Here is a 21,498-nt window from a genome sequence, read left to right as displayed (position 1 = left end):
GGAACGAGGGGATGACGACGGACGCGTCCGACGCGTGGAAGCAGTGGCACGAGGACCGGGTGGAGAGTGTCTCGGGGCCTTACGGCCCGCTCGCGCTGACCGCGACGCACTGGGCCGAGGACTATCCGGACGGTCGACTTCCGGACATTCCCGGGAAGTGGGTGGCGGAGGAGGACGGGATCGTGCTGACCGCCACCGAGGCCGACGGCCTGACCGTGGCCGGCCGGCCCTTCGCGGGCGAGACCCGGCTGGCCGCCGACAGCGGCCCGGAGGCCGGGGCGCGGGTCGCGCTGGGGGAGAAGCGGCTGGTCGTCCTGGTGCGCGAGGGCGTGTGGGGGGTACGCGTGTACGACCCCGACTCCGCCGCCCGGCGGGCCTTCCGGGGCATCGAGGCGAGCCCCTACGACCCGCGCTGGTCGGTGCCGGGCCGGTTCACGCCGTACGACTCCACCCGCACCATCCGGCTCGGCAATGCCGACGGCCGTGAGCGCGGCTTCGACCTCGCGGGTGAGCTGGCCTTTCCGCTGGCCGGCCGGGAGCGGACGCTGAAGGTCGCGCGGCGGGCGGACGGCGGCCTGTGGGCGGTGTTCGCCGACGCCACCAGCGGCGACACCAGTTTCCGGTTCCGCTTCCTCTTCCCGGCGGCTCCGGATGCCGAGGGACGCACGACCGTCGACTTCAACCGCGCACAGCTCCCGCCGTGCGCCTTCGCCGCGCACTTCATCTGCCCGCTGCCGGCCCCCGGCAACACGCTGGACGTGGCGGTTCGGGCGGGGGAGCGCCGGCTGAGCTGAGCCGCGGCGGGCCCGGCCGGTCCCGCCCGGTGGGCGTGGGGCCGGTCCGGTGCCGCCGTGGGGCGTTCGGGTGGTTCCGGGCCGACGGCCGAAAGGCACCCTTGTGCCGACCGGCCGTTCGGCCGAATACTCCCCCCAGCGCTTGTCAGGGGCATGCACATCGCAACCCGGTCGGGCTCCTGGCTGCGCCTCACGGGCCCCGACCCCACGCGGGCCCCCGACTTCCCTTGGAGGGAACGACAAGTGAGGATCAAGCGCACCACTCCCCGCGGCGGCATCGCGAGACGGACCCGGCTGACGGCCGTGGCCACCGGTTTCCTGGCCGCGGCGGCGTTCGCCGTCCCCACCGCGAACGCCAGTGACGCCCCCACCTTCAGTGCCACCCAGCTCACCCGGGCGAGCGACTCCGTCCTCCAGGCCGACGTACCCGGCACGGCCTGGGCGGTGGACGCCAAGACCAACCGGGTCGTCGTCACCGTCGACAGCACGGTGTCCCCGGCGGAGATCGCCAAGATCAAGAAGCAGGCCGGGGCCGGCGCGGACGCCCTGGTGATCAAGCACACGCCGGGCAGGTTCAACAAGCTGATCTCCGGCGGCGACGCCATCTACGCCAGCAGCTGGCGCTGCTCGCTGGGCTTCAACGTCCAGGACTCCAGCGGCGCCTACTACTTCCTGACCGCCGGGCACTGCACCGACGGCGCGAGCACCTGGTGGTCGAACTCCTCCCACACCACCACGCTCGGCACCACGGCCGGCTCCAGCTTCCCCGGCAACGACTACGGCCTCGTGCGCTACACCAACAGCTCGGTGACCAAGTCGGGCGCCGTGGGCAGCCAGGACATCACCAGCGCGGCCACGCCGTCGGTGGGCACGACCGTCTACCGGCGCGGGTCCACGACCGGTACGCACAGCGGCCGGGTCACCGCGCTCAACGCCACGGTCAACTACGGCGGCGGCGACATCGTCTCCGGCCTGATCCAGACCACCGTGTGCGCCGAGCCCGGCGACTCCGGCGGCCCGCTGTACGGCGGCACCACCGCCTACGGTCTGACCTCGGGCGGCAGCGGCGACTGCACCTCCGGCGGCACGACGTTCTTCCAGCCGGTCACCGAGGCGCTGAGCGCCTACGGGGTGCACGTCTTCTGACGCCCTCCCCGTACCGGCCCGGCCCCCGCATGCCCTGGCGTGCGGGGGCTTCGTCGTGTGGTCGCGGCACGTTTGCGCAGGTCGGAGGCGGTCGAACGGGTGTCGTACACATGTTCGGGAATGGAGGTATGGTGGGGAGAGCAGTAGGGAACTGATGTTCGAGAGTCGTTTCGGGGCTCACATGTGCGGGAGGTGGGTGTGCCGGGCTTCGCGCATCTGCACACCGTCTCCGGGTTCTCCCTGAGGTACGGGGCGTCCCACCCGGAGCGGCTGGCCGAGCGCGCCGCGGAGCGGGGCATGGACGCCCTCGCCCTGACCGACCGCGACACCCTCGCCGGCACCGTCCGCTTCGCCAAGGCCTGCGCCGAGGCGGGCGTCCGCCCGCTGTTCGGGGTGGACCTGGCGGTGGCGGCACGGGAGCCCGTACGCCGGGACAAGCGGCGCAGCCCGGTGCGCGGCGGAGCCTTCGTGGACGAGTCGGACCCCCGGGTGACCTTCCTCGCCGCGGGCGGCGCCCGCGGCTGGGCCGAGCTGTGCCGGCTGGTCACCGAGGCGCACGCGGGCGAGGGGACCCCGCTGCTGCCGTGGGCCGGGCACCGGGGCGACGGACTGGTGGTGCTGCTCGGGCCCGGTTCGGACGTGGGCCGGGCGCTCGCCGCCGGCCGGCCCGACCGGGCGGCGGACCTGCTCGTCCCCTGGCGCGAGGTGTACGGCGACGCGCTGCGGCTGGAGGCCGTCTGGCACGGCCGTACCGGCACCGGCCCCGGCTCGCTGCGGCTGGCCGCCCGTACCGTCGGGTTCGCCGCCGAGCAGGGGCTGCGGCCGGTGCTCAGCAACGCCGTCCGGTACGCCGACCCCGGGCAGGGACCGGTGGCCGACGTGCTGGACGCCGCCCGGCGCCTGGTGCCCATCGACCCCCGGAGGGAGCTGGACTCCGGCGAGGCCTGGCTGAAGGACGGTCCGGCCATGCTGGACGCCGCCGAGCGGATCGTGGAGGCGGCCGGATACGGCCGCCGGACCGCCCACCGGCTGCTGGACCAGACCCTCGCCACCGCCGCCGAGTGCCGGGTCGACCCCGAGGACGACCTGGGCATGGGCAGCGTGCACTTCCCCGAACCGCACCTCGTCGGCGCCGGCCGGCGCACCGCCCAGCGGGCCCTCGCCTCGCGGGCGGCGGCGGGCATGCTGCGGCTCGGCTACGGCGGGCGGCGCGCGTACTGGGAACGCGTGCACCACGAGCTGGACATCATCGCCCACCACGGCTTCGCCTCCTACTTCCTGACGGTCGCCCAGGTGGTCGACGACGTCCGCGCGATGGGCATCCGGGTGGCCGCCCGCGGCTCCGGGGCCGGGTCGCTCGTCAACCACCTGCTCGGGATCGCGCACGCCGACCCGGTCGAGCACGGGCTGCTGATGGAACGCTTCCTGTCCAAGGAGCGGGTGGTGCTGCCGGACATCGACATCGACGTGGAGTCCGCACGGCGGCTGGAGGTCTACCGGGCGATCATCGGCCGGTTCGGCGCCGAGCGGGTCGCGACCGTCGCCATGCCGGAGACCTACCGGGTCCGGCACGCCATCCGGGACGTGGGCGCCGCGCTGTCCATGGACCCGGCCGAGATCGACCGGATCGCCAAGTCCTTCCCGCACATCCGGGCGCGCGACGCCCGCGCGGCCCTGGCGGAACTGCCCGAACTGCGGCGGCTCGCGGGGGAGGAGGAGAGGTACGGCAGGCTGTGGGAGCTGGTCGAGGCGCTGGACGCGCTGCCGCGCGGGGTCGCCATGCACCCGTGCGGGGTCCTGCTGTCCGACGCCTCCCTGCGTGCCCGTACGCCGGTGGTGCCGACCAGCGGCGAGGGGCTGCCCATGGCCCAGTTCGACAAGGAGGACGTGGAGGACCTCGGGCTGCTCAAGCTGGACGTCCTGGGCGTGCGGATGCAGTCGGCGATGGCGCACGCGGTCGCCGAGGTGGAGCGGGCGACCGGGGAGCGGATCGACCTGGACGCGGTGGAGCCGGGCGACCCGGAGACCTACCGGCTGATCCGGTCCGCCGAGACGCTGGGCTGCTTCCAGATCGAGTCGCCCGGCCAGCGGGACCTGGTGGGGCGGCTCCAGCCGAGCACCTTCCACGACCTGGTCGTCGACATCTCGCTGTTCCGGCCCGGTCCCGTCGCCGCCGACATGGTCCGGCCGTTCATCGAGGCCCGGCACGGACGGGCGCCGGTGCGCTACCCGCACCCGGACCTGGAGGAGCCGCTGAGGGGGACGTACGGGGTCGTGGTCTTCCACGAGCAGGTCATCGACATCGTCGCCGTCATGACCGGCTGCGGGCGGGGCGAGGCCGACCGGGTGCGGCGCGGGCTGTCCGATCCCGAGTCGCAGGGCCGGATCCGGGTGTGGTTCGCCCAGCGGGCGGCGGCCCGGGGGTACGACGCGGAGACGATCGGGCGGACCTGGGAGATCGTGGAGGCCTTCGGGTCGTACGGCTTCTGCAAGGCGCACGCCGTCGCCTTCGCCGTGCCCACCTACCAGTCGGCGTGGCTGAAGGCCCATCACCCGGCCGCCTTCTACGCCGGGCTGCTCACCCACGACCCCGGGATGTACCCGAAGCGGCTGCTGCTGGCCGACGCCCGGCGGCGCGGGGTGCCGATCCTGCCGCTGGACGTGAACGTCTCCGGGGTCGCCCATCGGATCGAACTGATGTCCGAGTCAAAGGTGTGGGGGCTGCGGCTCGCGCTGGGCGACGTCCACGGCATCGGCGAGGCCGAGGCGCGGCGGATCGCGGACGGACAGCCGTACTCCTCGCTGGTCGACTTCTGGGAACGGGCCCGGCCCAGCCGCCCGCTGGCCCAGCGGCTCGCGCAGGTGGGCGCGCTGGACGCCTTCGGCGCCAACCGGCGTGATCTGCAACTGCACCTGTCCGAGCTGCACCGGGGCGCCCGGGGCGGCGGCGGTGCCCAGCTCCCGCTGGCCGGCGGCCGGAAGACCGCGCCGGCCGGGCTGCCGGACCTGACCCCGGCGGAGAAGCTCAGCGCCGAGCTGGGCGTGCTGTCCATGGACGCCTCGCGCAATCTCATGGACGACCACCGGGAGTTCCTCACGGAGCTGGGCGTGCTCTCCGCGCGCCGGCTGCGTGCGGCCCGGCACGGGGAGACCGTGCTGGTCGCGGGCGCCAAGGCGGCCACCCAGACCCCGCCGGTCCGCTCCGGCAAGCGGGTCATCTTCTCCACCCTGGACGACGGCACCGGGCTGGTGGACCTGGCTTTCTTCGACGACTCCCACGACGCCTGCGCCCACACCGTCTTCCACTCCTGGCTGCTGCTGGTGCGCGGGGTGGTGCAGCGGCGCGGCCCGCGCAGCCTCAGCGTGGTCGGCTCCGCCGCCTGGAACCTCGCCGACCTGGTGGAGGTGCGGCGCGCGGAGGGGCTCGACGGGGTCGCGGCCCGGCTGGCCGCACCGTCCGGCACGCACGGCCCCGCGACGGGAGACGGGGACGGTCCGTCCCGGGCCGACGGTCCGTCCCGGGCCCGGCTCGCCGGATCCGACGGGCTGCCCGCGCCGGCCGGCTCCGCGGCCCCCGACCCGATGGCGGACCGGACGATCCGCATGCCCACGGGGTACGAGATGCACCCCTGGGCCGATCTGCGGCCCGCGGGCGAGGACGCCGCGCGCGGTCCCGCGACGGTACGGAAGTTGTGGCACCAGAGCCCGGGGAGTGCGGGATGACCATCCTCTGCGTACGTTTCCAGCTGCCGCCGATGTACGAGGCGGCCCTGCCGGGGCTGCTCGGGCTGCTGGAGGAGTTCACCCCCGTCGTGGAGGCCCTGCCGCCGGACGGCGCGCTGGCCGATCTGCGCGGCGCCGAGCGGTACTTCGGGCGCGACGCGGTCGAGCTGGCCGCGGTGATCCGGGTACGGGCCCTCGCCCGGTACGGCGTCGACTGCGCGATCGGCGCGGGGCCGGGCCCGATGCTGGCCCGGGTGGCGCTGCGCGAGGCCCGGCCCGGGGTGACCCGCGCGGTGCCGGCGGACGCCGCCGAGTTCCTCGCCGGCAAGCCCGTCACCGCGCTGCCCGGCGTCGGCGCGGCGACCGCCCGCACCCTGGACGAGTACGGCCTGGACACCCTGGGCCGGGTCGCCGCCGCGCCGCTGTCCACGCTCCAGCGGCTGATCGGCGCGCGGGCGGGCCGGGAACTGCGGGAGAAGGCGAGTGGCATCGACCGCGGCCGGGTCGTCCCGAACGCCGTCTCGCGCTCGCTGATGACGGAACGGACGTTCCCCATCGACGAGTTGGACCCCGGCCGGCACCGCGCGGCGCTGCTGTCGGCCGCCGAGGAGATCGGCGCCCGGCTGCGCGCGGTGGAGCAGGTCTGCCGCACCCTGACCCTCACCGTGCGCTACGCCGACAGGTCCGCCACCACCCGCAGCCGCGCCCTGAAGGAGCCGACCGCGCACTCGGCGGCCCTGACCCGGACGGCCTACGGCATGTACGAGGCGCTGGGCCTGCAACGCGCCAGGGTCCGCGCGCTCGCCCTGCGCGCCGAGGACCTCACCCCCGCCGGCCAGGCCGCCCACCAGCTCACCTTCGACCCTGTGGACGAGAAGCTCCGCCGCATCGAGGAGGCAGCGGACCGCGCCCGCGCAAGGTTCGGCCCCCGCGCGGCGTTCCCGGGCACCTTGGCGGCATGACCCCACCGAACCCGCGTCAGTTGGCCCACGGCGGGGTCAGCAGCGTGCCGTCGGCCAGCTCCGCGGTGAGGCCGACGGAGGTGGTGACCCAGGTGAGCGCGGTGTGATCGGCGGGATTCTCGATGGTCAGGGTCGCGCCGGGGTGCACGATCACCGTGTCACCGGCCTCGATCCGCTCGGTGTCCCCGTCGAGGGTGATCAGGAGTTCGCCGACGAGCAGGTGGAGGATCTCCTCCCGGCTGACGGTGTGGGCGGGCGCCCTCGTCCCGGCCGGGATCTCCCCGCGCCAGGCGCACAGTTCCGTGCTGCCGGTGCGCGGAGAGGCGTGCGAGACGAAGCGGGCGCCGTGGATCTCGTGTGTGACGGCTGCCGAGGGGCGGACGACGGGCATGACGCGGATCTCCGTTCAATCGGGCAAGTGGTCAAGTAACTTGACCATATGGTCAAGCCGCTTGACCAAGATGTCAATGATGTTTGAATGCCTCCGTGCAGAACTCCGACGCCCTGGCCCTTGCCGCCGTCCTGCTCGCCGCGGCGGGCGGTCTCGCCCAGCGCATCCACGAGGGAGTGGCCGCCCGCGGCTTCGCCGATCTGCGGCCGGCGCACGGCTTCGCCTTCGCCCGCCTCGCCCCCGGCGGCGCCACCGTGACCGACCTGGCCGAGCACCTGGGCGTGACCAAGCAGGCGGCGAGTCAGCTGGTGGACGAGATCGTGCGCAAGGGGTACGCCGAGCGCAGGCCGCATCCCGGGGACGCCCGGGCCCGGCTGATCGTGCTGACCGAGCGGGGCCGGGCCTGCACCCGGGCCGCGGAGGAGGCGGCCGGTGAGGTGATCGGGAAGTGGGCCGAGGTGCTGGGGGAGGCCGACGTGCGCGCCCTGCGGGACCGCTTGGCGCGGATCGCCCCCCGTGGACCGGTCCGGCCCGCCTGGTGACCTCCCCGCGGGTCCCGGCCCCGTCTGGTTAGCGCTGCAAGTTTTTACTGACGCGTAACTTCACAGGGGCGCTACTCGCCCGTAACTTGACGGGTGAACAGCATCCCGTGATCCGGATCACAGGGTCAGGCCGTGCACCTCCCCTTGAGCCGCAAGGAGATCACACGATGCTGCCCTGGAAGCGAGCGCTCAGACCGCTCGCCGCGCTCCTGCTCGCCGTCGCCGCCGTCGTCGTACCCGCCGGCGCCTCCGGCGCCGCCGCGACCAGCAGCGGCTGGAACGACTACGCGTGCAAGCCCTCCGCCGCCCACCCCCGGCCCGTCGTCCTCGTCCACGGAACCTTCGGCAACTCGGTCGACAACTGGCTAGGCCTCGCCCCGTACCTCACGAGCCGCGGGTACTGCGTCTACTCGCTCGACTACGGGCAGCTCCCCGGCGTCCCCCTCTTCCACGGCCTCGGCCCCATCGACAGGTCGGCCGGGCAGCTGGCCGCCTTCGTCGACAAGGTGCTCGCCGCGACCGGAGCCGCCGAGGCCGACCTCGTCGGTCACTCCCAGGGCGGCATGATGCCCCGCTACTACCTGAAGTTCCTCGGCGGGGCGGCCAAGGTGCGCGCCCTCGTCGGCCTCGCCCCCGACAACCACGGCACCGACCTGGACGGCCTCACCCGCCTGCTGCCGTACTTCCCCGGCGCCGAGGACCTGCTCGACGCCGCCACCCCCGGCCTCGCCGGCCAGATCGCCGGCTCCGACTTCCTCACCAGGCTCAACGCGGGCGGCGACACCGTCCCCGGGGTCCGCTACACCGTCCTCGCCACCCGGTACGACGAGGTGGTCACCCCCTGGCGCACCCAGTACCTGAGCGGCTCCGACGTCCGCAACGTCCTGCTCCAGGACCTCTGCCCGCTCGACCTGTCGGAACACCTCGCGATCGGCCTGTCCGACCGGATCGCCTTCCACGAGGTGGCCAACGCCCTCGACCCGGCCCACGCCACCCCCACCACCTGCGCCTCGGCCCTCAGCTGAGCCACCGCCGGGGCCTGGGCGGGAGTGCTCGGGCCCCGCTCGGGCGGCTAACGTGCGCACCATGATCGACAAGGACCACAGCGGCACCGAACGGGTCCGGCCGGCCGGAGCGGCGGACGTACCCGCCGTGCGCGAGGTGACGGACGCCGCCTACCACCACTACATCGAGCGCATCGGGGTCGTACCCCAGCCCATGGAGGCCGACCACGCCGCCGACGTGGCCGCCGGCAAGGTGTTCGTCACCGGCGAACCCGTCGTCGGCCTGGTGGTGGTCGAGGCGTTCGCCGACCACCTCTTCCTGGACAGCATCGCCGTCCACCCCCGCGCCCACGGCACGGGCGTCGGACGCCGGCTGCTGCACTTCACCGACGCCCACGCGCGGGCGCTGGGACTGGGCGAGATCAGGCTCTACACGAACGCGATGATGTGGGAGAACCAGAAGATCTATCCACGCTACGGCTACGAGGTCGTGGCCCGCCGGGTCGACGGCCCCTACGACCGCATCCACTACCGCAAACGCCTGGACTGAACCGGCCCGCGTCAGGCGTCGGGCCACCAGATGCGCGCGATGTCCTTGCGGACCTCCGGCCGTCCCGCCGGACGCTCCTCCGCCTCCTCGGCCATCCGGCGGCTGTCCGTCCTCTTCAGGGGCTTCTTCTGCACGGTCGTGCGGCGCATCGCTGCCTCCTTCGGTGCCTACGGGTTCCGCGTTGTCACGGAGGTAGGCGTTTCGGGCGAGAGTTCCTTGTCCGTGCCGTTCTGTCAGTGGTGGCTGTCACGCAGTGGTGGCTGTCACGTCCGCGGTGTCAGTGGCGCGTGTCACTCTCTGGGGATGACGAGGAAGAACACGCACAGGGATGCTGGTGCCCCGGAAGCGGACTGGGATGCGCTGGCCGCCGGTTTCGACGACGAACCGGACCACGGACTGCGCGACCCCGAGGTGCGCGCGGCCTGGGCGGACCGGCTGCGCGCCTGGCTCCCCGAGCACCGCGCCGACCTCCTCGACCTCGGCTGCGGCACCGGCAGCCTCGCCCTCCTCGCCGTCGAGCAGGGGCACCGCGTGACGGCCGTCGACCGGTCCCCGGCGATGGCGGAGCGGGCCCGCGCCAAGCTCGCCGGGCACCCGGCCGAGATCCTGTGCGGGGACGCGGCGGCCCCGCCGGTGGGGGAGCGGCGCTTCGACGTGATCCTGGTCCGCCATGTGCTGTGGGCCCTGCCGGACCCCGCCGGGGCGCTGCGCCACTGGCGGGGCCTGCTGCGCCCCGGCGGCCGGTTCGTGCTGGTCGAGGGCGTCTGGGGCACCCTCACCCCGGTCGGCATACCCGCCGCGCGGCTCACCGCCCTGCTGGAGCCGACGGCCCGCGCCGTGCGCGTGGAGCAGCTGTCCGGCCACCGCGCGCTGTGGGGCAAGGAGGTGGACGACGAGCGGTACGCGGTGGTGGCCACCGTGTGACCGCCCGCCGTCTCAGCCGAGTTCGCGGACGTACCGCACCTCCCGCGCGCAGTATTCGTACCCGAGCCAGCTGTTGATCGCGAGCATGGGACCGTTGCCGGTGTCGTTGCCCGTGAACGCCTCGGTGAGCCCGGCGGCCCGGGCCCGGTGCAGGGAGTGGGTCTTGGCGAGCTTGGCCAGGCCACGGCCGCGGTGGGCGCGGGCGGTGCCGGTCATCGCCGTCGAGTAGCGGGTGCCGCCGTCGGTGTAGGCCGCGGTGAAGGCGACCGGCCGGCCGCCGGCGCACGCCACCGCGGTCAGCTCGCGGTCGAGCAGCGGGTGGTGCCAGACCTCCGCCACCCACGCCTCGTAGTCCGAGAGTTCGGTGTCCACGTCGCCGGGTTCGTCGAGCAGCGTCTCCGCGTCCAGCTCGAACAGCGGCCGGGGATCGGCCGCGAAGTCGGCGGCCGTCCGCAGCTCGACGCCGGGCGGGGTCTTCGGGGGCGGCGGCAGGGTGCCGTGCGCCAGGTCGAGCCGGAGGAAGTGGGCGCTGCGGCCCGGCCGGTAGCCGTGCCGCTCGGCGAACGCCCGGTTGGCCGGCGCGTCCAGGGCCCAGGCCAGCAACCGGGTCGCGCCCAGCTCCGTCAGGTACTCCTCGGCGACCCGCACCAGCAGCCGGCCCGCCCCGCGCCCGGTCCGGTCCGGGCGGACGTAGACGTTCAGGGCGCCCTGGCCCGGCTCGGTGCTGTCGGGGATCAGATGGACCTGCGCCGTGCCGATGATCTCGCCGTCCTCCTCCGCGACGAGCGGCCGGAACCGGGCGTCGGGGCGCATACGTGCGGCCGTGTGCCGCACCGACTCCGGCGTGGACAGCATGTACGGCAGCGCGAGACGGCGCACCCGCGCGAAACCCTCCGCGTCGGCCGGGACATCGGGACGGAGGTCACGCACGAGAACGGTCATGGCACCGCACCGTACGAGGCCGGGACACCGGGCCGCCTCCCATTTTCCGGCGGGTGCGGGACAATCGGCCCCGTGAGTCTGAAGATCCGCATCGACGACAGCGCGCCCCCGTACGAGCAGGTGCGGGCGCAGATCTCCGAGCAGGCGCGGTCCGGGGCGCTCCCGGTCGGGTACCGGCTGCCGACCGTGCGGGGGCTGGCCGAGTCCCTGGGGCTCGCGGTGAACACCGTGGCCAAGGCGTACCGGGCGCTGGAGGGCGACGGGGTCATCGAGACGCGGGGACGCAACGGCACGTTCGTGGCCGCCGCCGGCTCCGCCGCCGAGCGGGAGGCCTCCCTGGCCGCCCAGGCGTACGCCGAGCGGGTCAGGCGGCTCGGGCTCGGCGAGGACGAGGCGCTGGACGCCGTGCGGGACGCCCTGCGGGCGGCCTACGGGGAGGAGTGACCCCCCGCGGGCGGCCTACGGGGGCTGAGGAGAGTCCGGCACCGCCGGACCCGAAGGAACTCGGGCGAGCCGCGCCGGCTCCGGGGTGCGCGTCACCGTCAGCCCCGCCCGGCGCGCCGCCCTCGCGAACACCACCGCGTCCTGCACCGCCGCGCCGCCCGGGTCGTTGTTGAAGTACGCGTACACGTCCTGCCCGTCGGACCAGGCCGTCGCGATCCGGTCGGCCCAGGTCTCCAGGCTGCGGCGGCCGTAGCGCGGCCAGGGCCGGGCGCGGCCCTGGTGGAAGCGGACGTAGCCCCAGCCGGCGGTGCGCCACAGCGGGCCGGCCGGGCGGGCCAGGACGTCGGCCCAGCACAGCGCCGCGCCCCGGGACACCAGGACCTCGCGCACCTCGCCGGTCCACCAGGACGGGTGCCGGGGTTCGACCGCCACCCTGGTGCCGGCCGGGAAACACGCCAGGCAGGCGTCCAGCAGGGACGGGTCGGCGCGCAGGGTGGGCGGGAGCTGGAGCAGGACGGGGCCGAGCCGGTCGCCGAGACCCGCCGCGTGGGCCAGCAGCCGGTGCACCGGCTCCTCGGGGTCCCTCAGCCGCTTGACGTGGGTCAGGAACCGGCTGGCCTTGACCGCGACCACGAAGTCCGGCGGCACCCGCTCCCGCCAGCCGGCGAAGGTGTCGTACGACGGGAGCCGGTAGAACGCGTTGTTGATCTCCACGGTGGCGAACAGCCGGGTGTACTCCTCCAGCCACAGCCGCGCAGGCACCCCGGCCGGGTAGACGAGGTCCCGCCAGTCCTTGTACTGCCACCCCGACGTGCCGACATGCAGGGTCATACCCCCATGAAAGCACTCGCCGTGACGGCACTCACCCGGCGGTGCTCACAGGTACAGCCCCGCGTCCGCGCCCTCCCGGGCCCCCGGCACCGACGTCGGCGTGGTGCCCCGGCGCAGCGCGTACAGCTCGGCCAGGGTGGCGCCCTCCCGGCCGATGCCCTGCTCGGTGCCGAGCCAGTCCACCGCCTCCGGGCGGGTCAGCGGGCCCACCTCGATCCGGGCCAGGCAGCGGCCGGGGCGGACCACGGCCGGGTGCAGCCGCTCCAGGTCCTCGTTGGTGGTCACGCCGACCAGCACATTGCGGCCCTGGCCGAGCAGGCCGTCGGTGAGGTTCAGCAGCCGGGACAGGGCCTGGCCCGCGGTGTGCCGGGCCTCGCCGCGGATCAGCTCGTCGCAGTCCTCCAGCAGCAGCAGGCGCCAGCGTCCCTTGCCCGCGCCGTCGTCCTCGCCGATCGCGATGTCCATCAGATAGCCGACGTCGGAGAAAAGCCGCTCGGGATCCAGGACGCAGTCGACCTGGCACCAGTCCCGCCAGGAACGGGCCAGGGTGCGCAGCGCGGAGGTCTTGCCGGTGCCCGGCGGACCGTGGAGCAGCAGCAGCCGGCCGGCGATGTCGTCGGGCGTCGTCCGCATCAGCCGGTCCATGGCATCCGCCACCGGCGCCGTGTAGTTGGCCCGGACCTCCTCCCAGGTGCCCGCGGAGATCTGCCGGGTGGTGCGGTGCGGGCCGCGCCGCGGGGAGACGTACCAGAACCCCATCGTCACGTTCTCCGGCTGCGGTTCCGGCTCGTCGGCCGCGCCGTCCGTGGCCTGGTCCAGGATCCGCGCGGCCAGGTCGGCGCTGGTCGCGGTGACCGTCACGTCCGCGCCCCGGTTCCAGCGGGAGACCAGCAGGGTCCAGCCGTCCCCCTCGGCGAGGGTCGCGCTGCGGTCGTCGTCGCGGGCCACCCGCAGCACCCGGGCGCCCTCCGGCAACAGGGTCGCGCCCGAGCGGACACGGTCGATGTTCACCGCGTGCGAGTACGGTTGCTCGCCCGTCGCGAAGCGGCCGAGGAACAGCGCGTCGACGACATCGGACGGCGAGTCGGAATCGTCGACGTGGAGCCGGATCGGCAGGGCGTCGTGTGGGTTCGCGGACATGTCCGCCATGATCCGGCACGGATGCCCCGCCCGCACGGCATTTCCGGCCCAATGCTCCGCCGGACGAGGCCCGCCCCTCCGCCGGACGCGTCAGTCGTACCGGCCGCTTCCGGGACCGCGGCCCCTGACCAGCGCGACCAGCAGGAGCAGCAGGCTGAACCCGGTCACCACGACCACCCCGCCCCCGGCCGACCAGCGGTGCGCGGCCAGCATGCCCTGGGCGACCAGCAGATCGACGACGATGGCGCCCGCGAGGGCGGTGACCGCGCGGCCGAGCGGGTCCCGCCCGCGCAGCACCGCGGCGATCGCCCCGGCCGGCGCGGCGAGCAGGAAGAAGAGCGTGCACGGAGCACGCAGGGGTGAACCGGAGTCGATCAGCGCGAGCAGTGCGCCGGCCGTCGCCGCGGCGGCCGCGGCCCCGGCGAGCAACGGTGCCAGGCCCCGCCCCGGTCCCGGCCGCGTGTCGTCGGCGTCCGTCCCGGTGCCGTCTCGCGAAGATGCCTTGATACGTACGTTCTGCATTGGCGACTTTGCCCCCCGACGCGCCTGATGCCGGGCTTCAATGTGGCGCAGCCGCCGACGGGGCGTCAAGACGACGGCACGCGCGGGACGGACGTCCTCCGGAACACAGGGACGACCGTCTTCCCCAGTGCCGCAAGGGAGTTGGTGAGGCGTCAACCAACGGGGCGTGCACGCGCCACAGGGGATCGGTGAATGTCTCGGGTCCATCTCGTCGAGACCGCGAAATTTTTGGCATGAACACTTCCTGTCAACACGCGTAGCTGGTACCAACGTTGGGGCAGAGATCCTGCTAAAGGGAGGTTCCATGAGACGTTCCCGACTTACCGGACTCGTTACCTCGCTCCTCCTCGCCGCCGGCCTCGGTCTCACCGGGGCCGCTTCGGCGCAGGCGTCCTCGTCGGCCGCGGCCGGCGGTTACGTGGCCCTCGGCGACTCGTACTCCTCCGGAGTGGGCGCCGGCAGCTACATCAGCTCCAGCGGCAGCTGCGACCGCAGCACCAAGGCGTACCCCTACCTGTGGAACGCCGCCCACAGCCCCTCCTCGTTCGCCTTCAACGCCTGCTCGGGCGCCACGACGGACGACGTGCGCGCGAACCAGCTCGGCTCGCTCAGCTCCTCCACCTCGCTGGTGTCGGTCACCGCGGGCGGCAACGACGCGGGCTTCGCCGACGTCATGACGACGTGTGTGCTCCAGTCCGACAGCTCCTGTCTGTCCCGGATCGACACCGCCAGGGCGTACGTCGCCAACACCCTCCCCGGCAAGCTGGACACCCTCTACGACGCGATCCGGGCCAAGGCCCCGTCGGCCCGGGTGGTCGTCATCGGCTACCCCCGCTTCTACCTGCTCGGGCAGACCTGCCTCGGCCTCTCCGAGACCAAGCGGGCCGCCATCAACGACGCCGCCGACTACATGGACACCGTGATCAAGGCCCGCGCCACCGCCCACAGCTTCGTCTTCGGCGACGTCCGCACCACCTTCACCGGCCACGAGATCTGCTCCAGCTCCTCCTGGCTGCACAGCGTCAACTGGCTCGACATCGGCGAGTCGTACCACCCGACCGCGGCCGGCCACTCCGGCGGCTATCTGCCGGTCTTCACGAACAACGCCTGACGCCCGCGCACCGCGCACGACCCGGACGGGCTCGCCCCGCGGGGTGAACTCCCGGACCGTGTCCGGGAGCTCCCCGCGGGCGGGCCCGTAGCCGGTGCCCAGGCGGAGGCGCCGTCCGGGGGAGTCCGCGTCGCCGTCCGCCCCGGTGCGCCACGAGCCCGGCACGGAGGCGCGTGAGATCGCCCACGTTCCGTCCGCCGGCGATGCCCGCGCGACACGCCCTTGATCGCAAGGAACCTCGCTCCCGCCGCGACGTCACGCGCCGTGACCGCCGGGCCCGAGGGCGGCTCGGTACGGCCCCGAGGTGCACCGCTTGTCCAACTCACCCTGAAAACGGTCGGATTCGGAGCGTAGTCACAGCAGGACGGTCAACCCCCTTGCAGGGACGGTGAATCCTGTGGCCGAGATACCCGGGTGCCCCAGTGGGGCGATAGGGTTAGCCTGCCCGGGCCGGGTGACTCGTACGGGTGGGGAGTGACATGGAACAGATAACAGTGCGCAGCAGGGCGAGGGTCCCTGCGATCACCTGCGGGAGCAGCGCGACCAGTTCGCGCCTGGACCGCCATCTCTCGGTGCTGGCGGGACCCGCCATACCGCAGCGGGAGACGGTCGAGGCGACCTCGCTGATGCGGGAGCTGACGGCACGGAACACCGTGCACACGCGCAGCGACCGGGGTGCGCGGGTCAGCCGGGTCTCCCTGTTCGCGCCGCTGCGCCGGCTGCGCCGTTCGCTGTTCGGCGGTCACTGACCGCACCGCGGACGCCCCGGCCTTCCCGCGGGGGCGCCGCGCTCAGGCCACCACACCGTCCCGGCGCAGCGCTGCGATCTCGTCGTCCGTCATCCCCACGGCACGCAGCAGCGCTCCGGTGTGCTGCCCTAGCGCGGGCACCTCACCCATCCGTGCCTCGCCCCCGCCCGGCAGCGTGATGGGCGGCAGCAGCGCCGTGAGCGGCCCGGCCGGCGTTCCCACCCGGCGCCACCGCTCCCGGGCCGCCAGCTGCGGATGCTCCGCCAGCTCCCGCACGTCCCGCAGCCGGGCGCAGGCGATGCCCGCCCGCTCCAGCCGGGCCAGCGCCTCCTCGGCGTCCAGCACCCGCAGCGCCGCCGCCACCAGCGCGTCGGTCCGCTCCCGGTGCTCCACCCGGGCGGCGTTCGTCGCGTACGCCGGGTCCGTGGCCAGTTCCGGACGGCCCAGGACCCGTTCGGCCAGCCGCCGCCACTCCCGGTCGTTCTGCACCGACAGCAGCACCCGACCGCCGTCCGCCGTCGGATAGGCGTCGTACGGCGCGATCACCGCGTGCGCCAGCCCGGTGCGGGCGGGCGGCTCACCGCCGTGCATCGTGTGGTGCAGCGGATGGCCCAGCCACTCGGCGAGCGCCTCCAGCATGGACACCTCCACCGGCCCGCCCCGCCCGGTCGTACCGCGCCGCACCAGCGCGGCCAGCACACCGGAGAACGCGTACATGGCCGCCGCGATGTCCGCCGCCGGGATGCCCGCCTTCACCGGCCGCTCCGGCGTCCCGGTCACCGACACCAGCCCCGCCTCGCACTGCACGAGCATGTCGTACGCCCGCTTGTCCGCGTACGGTCCCGAGCCGCCGTAGCCCGAGATGTCCACGGCGATCAGCCGCGGGTGGGCGGCGCACAGCGTGGCCGCGTCCAGCCCCAGCCGGGCCGCCGCGCCGTGCGCGAGGTTCTGCACGAACACGTCCGCGTCCGCGACCAGCCGCCGTACGACATCCAGGCCGCGCGGGTCCTTCAGGTCCAGCGCGAGGGACTCCTTGCCGCGGTTGCACCACACGAAGTGCGAGGCGAGGCCCCGGGCCGCCGTGTCGTAGCCGCGCGCGAAGTCGCCGCCGTCGACCCGCTCCACCTTGATGACCCGGGCGCCCAGGTCGGCGAGCTGCCGGGTCGCGAAGGGCGCGGACACGGCCTGTTCGACGGCGACGACGGTGATGCCCTCGAGAGGGAGCGGGAGGTGATCCATGGGGTGGATGATCTCCCTCGGACGGCGGCCTTGTCAGCAGTGCGGAGTCACTCGGTCCGTGCGTACCGGGACACGGCGAGCGGCAGGAACACCGCCGTCAGCACCAGGCACCAGGCGAGCGACCCGGCCACCGGGTGGGCCACCGGCCAGGCGGCGCCCGTGGGGACGGGCGCGTTGCCGAACAGGTCCCGCAGGGCCGTGGTCACCGCGCTGATCGGGTTCCACTCGGCGAGCGTGCGCAGCCAGCCCGGCAGGTTGTCGGTGGGGATGTACGCGTTGGACAGCAGCGGCAGCACGAAGGAGGACGCGCCGAGCTGCCCGGCCGCCTCCTCGCTGCGGGTCATGAGGCCCAGGAGGATCCCGGCGCAGGTGCAGGCGAACCGGAAGAGCAGCAGCAGCCCCACCGCGCCGGCGGCCCCGGCCGCCGACCCCTCGATCCGCCAGCCCACCGCGAGCCCGGTCAGCAGCAGCGGCACCGTGCCGACGGCCGTGACGACGAGGTCGGCGGCGGCCTGCCCGAGGGGGACGGCGGCCCGGCTCACCGGCATGGTGCGCAGCCGGTCCGCCACCCCCCGGTGGGTGTCCTGGGCCGCCTGGAACATCCCGGTCATCAGCCCGCCGGCGGCGGTCGCGACGAGCAGTCCGGGCACCAGGAAGGCGCGGTACTCCCGGCCGGGCACGGCCAGGGCGCTGCCGAACACATAGCCGAAGAACAGCAGCATGTTGACCGGCATCAGCTGGGTCAGGACCGCCAGCCCCGGGTTGTTGCGGACCCGGCGCAGCTGCCGGCCCGCCATCGCCAGCCCGTCGTACGCGAGCGCGCTCACGCCGCCACCTCCGCACGGCCGGCGGACTCGCCGGTGAGCCGCAGGAAGACATCGTCCAGGGTGGGCGGCCGGATGCCCGCGTCCAGCAACGGCACACCGGCCGCGTCCAGTTCGCGCACCAGCCGGGGCAGGGTCAGCGCCGGGTCGGTGGTGACCGCGCCGACGGCGTTCCGCTCCCGGTCGAGCACGGGCTCCCGCCCGGTCAGCCGGTCCAGCACGGCCGCCGCCCGGGTGAGCTCCCCGGCGTCCGCGACCACCGCCTCGGCGTACGACCCGATGACCGCCTTGAGCGCGGCGGGGGAGCCGGTGTGGGCGACCCGCCCGTGGTCCACCAGGGCGATGTCGTCGGCGAGCTGGTCGGCCTCCTCCAGGTACTGGGTGGTCAGCAGCACGGTCGTGCCGTCCGCCTTCAGCTCGCGCACCGCCTGCCAGATCCGGGCGCGGCTGGCCGGGTCGAGCCCGGTGCTGGGCTCGTCCAGGAAGAGCACGGCGGGGCGGCGCACCAGGCTCGCGGCGAGGTCGAGGCGCCGTCGCATGCCTCCGGAGTACGCGGAGGCCCTGCGGTCCGCCGCCTCGGTCAGTCCGAAGCGCTCCAGCAGCTCGTCGGCGCGGGCGGCCGGCCCGCGCACCCGGTGCAGCCGGGCGAACAGCCGCAGGTTCTCCCGGCCGGTGAGGTCGCCGTCGACCGAGGCGTACTGCCCGGTGACCCCGATCCGGCGCCGCACGGCCGCCGCCTCCCGCACCAGGTCGTGCCCGGCGACCCGGGCCGAGCCGCCGTCCGGGCGCAGCAGCGTGGTCAGCAGCCGCACCGCCGTCGTCTTCCCGGCCCCGTTCGGTCCGAGCAGCCCGCAGACCGTGCCCTCGGCGACGGCCAGATCCAGCCCGCGCAGGGCCCGCACCGCGCCGAAGCGCTTCTCCAGGCCCTCACTAAGTACAGCGTACGTAGTTGTCATGCCGGGACCTTACCGCACTACGTACGGTGTACGTAACTAGGATGGTGCCGAGGTGATCGATCGATGGCAGTCCGAGGGGCCGTCCCCGAGGTGATCTGGGCGCGCCCCGAGCGCGCCGGCCGGGGCCCGAGACCGGCGTACACGCGCGACGACATCGCCGCGGCCGCCGTCCGGATCGCCGACGGCCGGGGGCTCGACGCGGTGTCGATGCGGCACGTCGCCGCCGAACTGGGCTGCGGCACCATGTCGCTCTACAACTACGTCCCCCGCAAGGAGGACCTGTACGAGCTGATGGTGGACGCGGTCAGCGCCGAGCACGTCCGCTGGGAGCCGAGCGGCGACTGGCGGGCCGACATGCGCCGGGTGGCCCGGCAGACCCGCGAGCTGATGCGCCGGCACCCGTGGCTGCCGCGCCTGATGTCCCCCGTGTACGGCTTCAGCCCGAACGCCCTGCGCTATCTGGAGCACTGCCTGGCCTGTCTGGACCCGCTGGAGGAGCGCTACGGCACCAAGCTGGAGCTGATCGCCATGCTGAACGGCATGGTCACGACCTACGTCCGCAACGAACTCGACACCGCCGAGCGGGTCCGTGCCCTGCCGTGGACCGAGGACGAGGAGAACGCGGTCCGCATCGCCTACCTGGGCAGCCGGATCGCCACCGGCGCCTACCCGCGCATGGCGGCGGCGTTCGCCGAGGACGCCGGGCCGATCGACCTGGAGGCGGTGTTCGAACGGGCGGTGGAGCGGGTCATCGACGCGTTCGCGCCCCGCGGGGAGCCGTGATCGACCAGGAGCGCGCCCGGCGCCAGCTCGCCCTGATCGCCGAGGTGCTGACGGCGGCCGAGGCCGCCGGGATCCCGCTGTGGCTGCGCGGCGGCTGGGCCATGGACTTCTTCCTCGGCGAGGTCACCCGGGACCACGGGGACATCGACTGGTTCGCCGGGGCGCGTGACGCCCCGGCCCTCGCCGCTCTCCTCGTCCGGCTCGGCCACACACCGGTGCCGGGCCCGCCCGCCGGGCTCCAGCTCGACTTCGCCAAGGACGGCCTGGACAGCAGTTTCACCCTGATCGACCGGGACGCGGCGGGCCGGGTGACCGTGGCGGGCGGGCCCTGGGCCGGCACTCCCTGGCCGGACGGGCTGCTCGGCACCGAGCCCGGCCGGATCGGCGCGCTCCGGGCACCCATCGTCGACCCGCGCGTCCAGATCGAGATCAAGCGCATGATGCCGGTCTGGGACCCCTCCCGGCCCCGCCGGGCCAAGGACGCCGACGACATCGCCCGGCTGGAGGCCGCCCTGCGCCGGCGCACGGCCGGCTAGGTCCTCTCTCCCGCCTGCCTCGCGACGCCATGCACGCTCCCCCGGGTTCTTCGAGCAGGGGTCCCCACTCGCCGCACCGGGCCCAGACCCAAGTACGCCCGGTACGAGGGCCTGGAGCCGGCATTCCCCCAGCCGCCGGCCGGAAGGACACCCAGAGCACGCACCTGACGCCGCCCGGCCGCCCTTCGGGCGACGACGCGAATTGTCAGACAGGCCCTAGAGCAGCGCGAACTGCCCCTCCGGGCCCTCCTCCTGGTGGTCCAGCACCGAGGCGGGCCGCCGGGCCGGCTCCGGGACCGGCAGGACGCCCGCCCGCCGCAGCTCGGCCGCCGTCACCGCCGACACCGGCCGCAACCCGGCACGCGGCGCCCGCAGTTCCGCCAGCAGCGCGAGGACCGTGATCAGCTCCAGCAGCTCCGAGGTCCAGCGCTGCGGCCAGGCGGCCGGGCGGATCGCGGCGAGCGTGCCCGGCTCGGCCGGCGCGGTACGGGCCGCGAACCAGGACTCCAGGACCCGGACCCCGGCCGCCTCGAACTCCCAGGCCGCGGCCGGAACCGGGGAGATCCGGCCCTCGTCCAGGTACAGGGCCTCCTCGCCGGGGTCGTAGCGCAGGGCCAGGGGACGGTCCGGCAGCGGCGCGCGGACGTACGGCCGGCGGCCCCCCGGCAGCCTGGGCCGCTCCCCGTCCCGGCACATCAGCCACAGCGCCCGGCGGCCCAGCGCCACACCGGACGCCCACACTCCGGCGTCGTCGGTGAGCGGCACGGTCAGGTCCGGGCGGACGGCCGCCACGATCCAGGCCAGCACGTCCGCCGCCGAGGGGCGTACGCCCAGCCGCGCCGACAGCACGTCCAGCAGACCCGGGGCCAGATTCGGCTCGGTCCCGCCGGGACGGCGGTACAGCGGGCGGATCCGGCCGGTGCGCAGCGCGGGCAGGAGCGGGGTCGCCAGCAGCGGGAGGTCCGCGTCGCCCGACTCGGCCGTGAACACCTGCCGCGCGTCCGCCACCCGCCACAGCTCCGGGCGGGCCGCGTCGATCAGCCGGTGGTCCGGGATCAGCCACCGCTCGTCGAACGGCGCGGCCAGCACCCGCACGGGCTCCGCGCACGGCCCCGCGGCCCGGGCGAGCCGCTCGGTACCGGTGGACTGACCGGGCAACTGGGCCACGGCCGAGGTGAGCGCGCGGGCCCGGGTCGGCTCGAACAGCGCCTCCCGCCGGGCCCCCTCGGCCTTCAGCAGCGCGTCCCAGCGGGACCGCAGCGAGCCCGGATCGGCCGCCGTCGGCCAGGCCCGGCCCGGCCGCAACGGTGCGACGGACCACGGCATGAGGTCCGCCAGCGGCGGAGCGTCGTCCTGCGTCACGGTGGGCATGGTACGGCCTCGAC

The 21,498-nt window shown here is 74.4% G+C and carries 23 protein-coding genes and 1 pseudogene; 14 read left to right on the top strand and 10 right to left on the bottom strand.

The features are described 5' to 3' along the window. The first annotated feature begins 11 nt into the window (after nt 1-11). From AB0E62_RS26980 to AB0E62_RS26965, 4 genes are all read left to right on the top strand, one after another. Nucleotides 12-794: a DUF1684 domain-containing protein gene (locus AB0E62_RS26980; RefSeq protein WP_362198956.1), complete on the top strand. Its 783-nt coding sequence runs from the start codon at nt 12-14 to the stop codon at nt 792-794. Between the two features lie 243 nt (nt 795-1,037). Next, on the top strand, nt 1,038-1,940 hold the full coding sequence (locus AB0E62_RS26975; RefSeq protein ID WP_362198953.1) for a S1 family peptidase: 903 nt from the start codon (nt 1,038-1,040) through the stop codon (nt 1,938-1,940). A 198-nt stretch (nt 1,941-2,138) separates the two neighbouring features. Continuing rightward, the gene (locus AB0E62_RS26970; RefSeq protein WP_362198950.1) at nt 2,139-5,663 is read left to right on the top strand and encodes a DNA polymerase III subunit alpha; all 3,525 of its coding nucleotides are present in this window, start codon (nt 2,139-2,141) and stop codon (nt 5,661-5,663) included. Next, nucleotides 5,660-6,625, top strand: a complete 966-nt coding sequence (locus AB0E62_RS26965) for a hypothetical protein (RefSeq protein WP_362198947.1) — start codon at nt 5,660-5,662, stop codon at nt 6,623-6,625. Before AB0E62_RS26970 ends, AB0E62_RS26965 begins: the two co-directional genes overlap by 4 nt. A gap of 16 nt (nt 6,626-6,641) precedes the next feature. Here AB0E62_RS26965 and AB0E62_RS26960 read toward each other — a convergent pair whose 3' ends face one another. Continuing rightward, complete coding sequence (locus AB0E62_RS26960; RefSeq protein ID WP_362198944.1) at nt 6,642-7,016, bottom strand: cupin domain-containing protein; 375 nt, start codon at nt 7,014-7,016, stop codon at nt 6,642-6,644. Nucleotides 7,017-7,111: 95 nt separating this feature from the next. Here AB0E62_RS26960 and AB0E62_RS26955 point away from each other — a divergent pair, with 95 nt between their 5' ends. From AB0E62_RS26955 to AB0E62_RS26945, 3 genes are all read left to right on the top strand, one after another. Beyond that, a complete protein-coding gene (locus tag AB0E62_RS26955) occupies nt 7,112-7,558 on the top strand; it encodes a MarR family winged helix-turn-helix transcriptional regulator (RefSeq protein ID WP_362198941.1) in 447 nt (148 codons plus the stop codon). Between the two features lie 167 nt (nt 7,559-7,725). Continuing rightward, nucleotides 7,726-8,583, top strand: coding sequence for an alpha/beta fold hydrolase (locus tag AB0E62_RS26950; protein ID WP_362198938.1), 858 nt, complete (start codon nt 7,726-7,728; stop codon nt 8,581-8,583). 61 nt (nt 8,584-8,644) lie between these two features. Next, nucleotides 8,645-9,112 (top strand): GNAT family N-acetyltransferase, encoded by a 468-nt coding sequence (locus AB0E62_RS26945; protein WP_362198935.1) that lies wholly within the window; start codon nt 8,645-8,647, stop codon nt 9,110-9,112. Between the two features lie 11 nt (nt 9,113-9,123). Here the strand turns inward: AB0E62_RS26945 and AB0E62_RS26940 are convergent, their stop codons facing one another. Beyond that, nucleotides 9,124-9,261, bottom strand: coding sequence for a hypothetical protein (locus tag AB0E62_RS26940; RefSeq protein WP_362198932.1), 138 nt, complete (start codon nt 9,259-9,261; stop codon nt 9,124-9,126). A 154-nt stretch (nt 9,262-9,415) separates the two neighbouring features. Between AB0E62_RS26940 and AB0E62_RS26935 the strand changes: the two genes are divergently transcribed. Then, entirely contained in the window at nt 9,416-10,036 is a 621-nt protein-coding gene (locus tag AB0E62_RS26935) for a class I SAM-dependent methyltransferase (protein WP_362198929.1), read from the top strand. 12 nt (nt 10,037-10,048) lie between these two features. On the opposite strand, the gene AB0E62_RS26930 is transcribed toward AB0E62_RS26935, so the two are convergent. Then, nucleotides 10,049-10,978, bottom strand: a complete 930-nt coding sequence (locus AB0E62_RS26930; RefSeq protein WP_362198926.1) for a GNAT family N-acetyltransferase — start codon at nt 10,976-10,978, stop codon at nt 10,049-10,051. Nucleotides 10,979-11,050: 72 nt separating this feature from the next. Here AB0E62_RS26930 and AB0E62_RS26925 point away from each other — a divergent pair, with 72 nt between their 5' ends. Continuing rightward, a complete protein-coding gene (locus AB0E62_RS26925; protein ID WP_362198923.1) occupies nt 11,051-11,422 on the top strand; it encodes a GntR family transcriptional regulator in 372 nt (123 codons plus the stop codon). Nucleotides 11,423-11,437: 15 nt separating this feature from the next. Here AB0E62_RS26925 and AB0E62_RS26920 read toward each other — a convergent pair whose 3' ends face one another. The 3 genes from AB0E62_RS26920 to AB0E62_RS26910 form a co-directional block, all read right to left on the bottom strand. Next, nucleotides 11,438-12,253 (bottom strand): DUF72 domain-containing protein, encoded by an 816-nt coding sequence (locus tag AB0E62_RS26920; protein WP_362198920.1) that lies wholly within the window; start codon nt 12,251-12,253, stop codon nt 11,438-11,440. A 45-nt stretch (nt 12,254-12,298) separates the two neighbouring features. Next, a complete protein-coding gene (locus tag AB0E62_RS26915) occupies nt 12,299-13,393 on the bottom strand; it encodes a DUF5925 domain-containing protein (protein ID WP_362198917.1) in 1,095 nt (364 codons plus the stop codon). 90 nt (nt 13,394-13,483) lie between these two features. Continuing rightward, nucleotides 13,484-13,915 (bottom strand): hypothetical protein, encoded by a 432-nt coding sequence (locus tag AB0E62_RS26910; RefSeq protein WP_362198914.1) that lies wholly within the window; start codon nt 13,913-13,915, stop codon nt 13,484-13,486. 304 nt (nt 13,916-14,219) lie between these two features. Between AB0E62_RS26910 and AB0E62_RS26905 the strand changes: the two genes are divergently transcribed. The 3 genes and pseudogenes from AB0E62_RS26905 to AB0E62_RS26895 all read left to right on the top strand — a co-directional run bounded on the left by AB0E62_RS26905 (nt 14,220) and on the right by AB0E62_RS26895 (nt 15,775). Beyond that, on the top strand, nt 14,220-15,026 hold the full coding sequence (locus tag AB0E62_RS26905; RefSeq protein ID WP_362198911.1) for an SGNH/GDSL hydrolase family protein: 807 nt from the start codon (nt 14,220-14,222) through the stop codon (nt 15,024-15,026). 213 nt (nt 15,027-15,239) lie between these two features. Continuing rightward, nucleotides 15,240-15,380: pseudogene (locus AB0E62_RS26900) on the top strand (anti-sigma factor); the annotation flags it as partial. Nucleotides 15,381-15,505: 125 nt separating this feature from the next. Continuing rightward, nucleotides 15,506-15,775, top strand: a complete 270-nt coding sequence (locus AB0E62_RS26895; protein WP_362198908.1) for a hypothetical protein — start codon at nt 15,506-15,508, stop codon at nt 15,773-15,775. 42 nt (nt 15,776-15,817) lie between these two features. On the opposite strand, the gene AB0E62_RS26890 is transcribed toward AB0E62_RS26895, so the two are convergent. From AB0E62_RS26890 to AB0E62_RS26880, 3 genes are read right to left on the bottom strand one after another with little or no spacing between them, the layout of a single operon-like run. Then, nucleotides 15,818-17,014 (bottom strand): CaiB/BaiF CoA-transferase family protein, encoded by a 1,197-nt coding sequence (locus AB0E62_RS26890; RefSeq protein ID WP_362198905.1) that lies wholly within the window; start codon nt 17,012-17,014, stop codon nt 15,818-15,820. A gap of 47 nt (nt 17,015-17,061) precedes the next feature. Beyond that, nucleotides 17,062-17,841, bottom strand: coding sequence for an ABC transporter permease (locus AB0E62_RS26885; protein ID WP_362198902.1), 780 nt, complete (start codon nt 17,839-17,841; stop codon nt 17,062-17,064). Continuing rightward, nucleotides 17,838-18,794 (bottom strand): ATP-binding cassette domain-containing protein, encoded by a 957-nt coding sequence (locus tag AB0E62_RS26880; protein ID WP_362198899.1) that lies wholly within the window; start codon nt 18,792-18,794, stop codon nt 17,838-17,840. Before AB0E62_RS26880 ends, AB0E62_RS26885 begins: the two co-directional genes overlap by 4 nt. A 63-nt stretch (nt 18,795-18,857) precedes the next feature. Between AB0E62_RS26880 and AB0E62_RS26875 the strand changes: the two genes are divergently transcribed. Continuing rightward, entirely contained in the window at nt 18,858-19,577 is a 720-nt protein-coding gene (locus AB0E62_RS26875) for a TetR/AcrR family transcriptional regulator (RefSeq protein WP_362198896.1), read from the top strand. Further along, nucleotides 19,574-20,113, top strand: coding sequence for an aminoglycoside adenylyltransferase (locus AB0E62_RS26870; RefSeq protein WP_362198893.1), 540 nt, complete (start codon nt 19,574-19,576; stop codon nt 20,111-20,113). The genes AB0E62_RS26875 and AB0E62_RS26870 overlap by 4 nt, the downstream gene beginning before the upstream one ends. A gap of 216 nt (nt 20,114-20,329) precedes the next feature. Here AB0E62_RS26870 and AB0E62_RS26865 read toward each other — a convergent pair whose 3' ends face one another. Continuing rightward, the gene (locus tag AB0E62_RS26865; protein ID WP_362198890.1) at nt 20,330-21,484 is read right to left on the bottom strand and encodes a type ISP restriction/modification enzyme; all 1,155 of its coding nucleotides are present in this window, start codon (nt 21,482-21,484) and stop codon (nt 20,330-20,332) included. Between the last annotated feature and the right edge of the window lie 14 nt (nt 21,485-21,498).

The organism is Streptomyces sp. NPDC038707, assembly GCF_040636485.1.
Taxonomy (GTDB): domain Bacteria; phylum Actinomycetota; class Actinomycetes; order Streptomycetales; family Streptomycetaceae; genus Streptomyces.
The sequence above is the reverse complement of the archived record's forward strand: the minus strand, read 5'-3'. Positions and strand labels throughout refer to the sequence as shown.

Bases quoted from the DNA above. Each gene is read 5' to 3' on its own strand.
- AB0E62_RS26980 (WP_362198956.1), top strand. From the start codon at position 12: ATGACGACGGACGCGTCCGACGCGTGGAAGCAGTGGCACGAGGACCGG.
- AB0E62_RS26965 (WP_362198947.1), top strand. From the start codon at position 5,660: ATGACCATCCTCTGCGTACGTTTCCAGCTGCCGCCGATGTACGAGGCG.
- AB0E62_RS26960 (WP_362198944.1), bottom strand. From the start codon at position 7,016: ATGCCCGTCGTCCGCCCCTCGGCAGCCGTCACACACGAGATCCACGGC.
- AB0E62_RS26950 (WP_362198938.1), top strand. From the start codon at position 7,726: ATGCTGCCCTGGAAGCGAGCGCTCAGACCGCTCGCCGCGCTCCTGCTC.
- AB0E62_RS26945 (WP_362198935.1), top strand. From the start codon at position 8,645: ATGATCGACAAGGACCACAGCGGCACCGAACGGGTCCGGCCGGCCGGA.
- AB0E62_RS26940 (WP_362198932.1), bottom strand. From the start codon at position 9,261: ATGCGCCGCACGACCGTGCAGAAGAAGCCCCTGAAGAGGACGGACAGC.
- AB0E62_RS26935 (WP_362198929.1), top strand. From the start codon at position 9,416: ATGACGAGGAAGAACACGCACAGGGATGCTGGTGCCCCGGAAGCGGAC.
- AB0E62_RS26930 (WP_362198926.1), bottom strand. From the start codon at position 10,978: ATGACCGTTCTCGTGCGTGACCTCCGTCCCGATGTCCCGGCCGACGCG.
- AB0E62_RS26920 (WP_362198920.1), bottom strand. From the start codon at position 12,253: ATGACCCTGCATGTCGGCACGTCGGGGTGGCAGTACAAGGACTGGCGG.
- AB0E62_RS26915 (WP_362198917.1), bottom strand. From the start codon at position 13,393: ATGTCCGCGAACCCACACGACGCCCTGCCGATCCGGCTCCACGTCGAC.
- AB0E62_RS26910 (WP_362198914.1), bottom strand. From the start codon at position 13,915: ATGCAGAACGTACGTATCAAGGCATCTTCGCGAGACGGCACCGGGACG.
- AB0E62_RS26905 (WP_362198911.1), top strand. From the start codon at position 14,220: ATGAGACGTTCCCGACTTACCGGACTCGTTACCTCGCTCCTCCTCGCC.
- AB0E62_RS26895 (WP_362198908.1), top strand. From the start codon at position 15,506: ATGGAACAGATAACAGTGCGCAGCAGGGCGAGGGTCCCTGCGATCACC.
- AB0E62_RS26890 (WP_362198905.1), bottom strand. From the start codon at position 17,014: ATGGATCACCTCCCGCTCCCTCTCGAGGGCATCACCGTCGTCGCCGTC.
- AB0E62_RS26880 (WP_362198899.1), bottom strand. From the start codon at position 18,794: ATGACAACTACGTACGCTGTACTTAGTGAGGGCCTGGAGAAGCGCTTC.
- AB0E62_RS26875 (WP_362198896.1), top strand. From the start codon at position 18,858: ATGGCAGTCCGAGGGGCCGTCCCCGAGGTGATCTGGGCGCGCCCCGAG.
- AB0E62_RS26865 (WP_362198890.1), bottom strand. From the start codon at position 21,484: ATGCCCACCGTGACGCAGGACGACGCTCCGCCGCTGGCGGACCTCATG.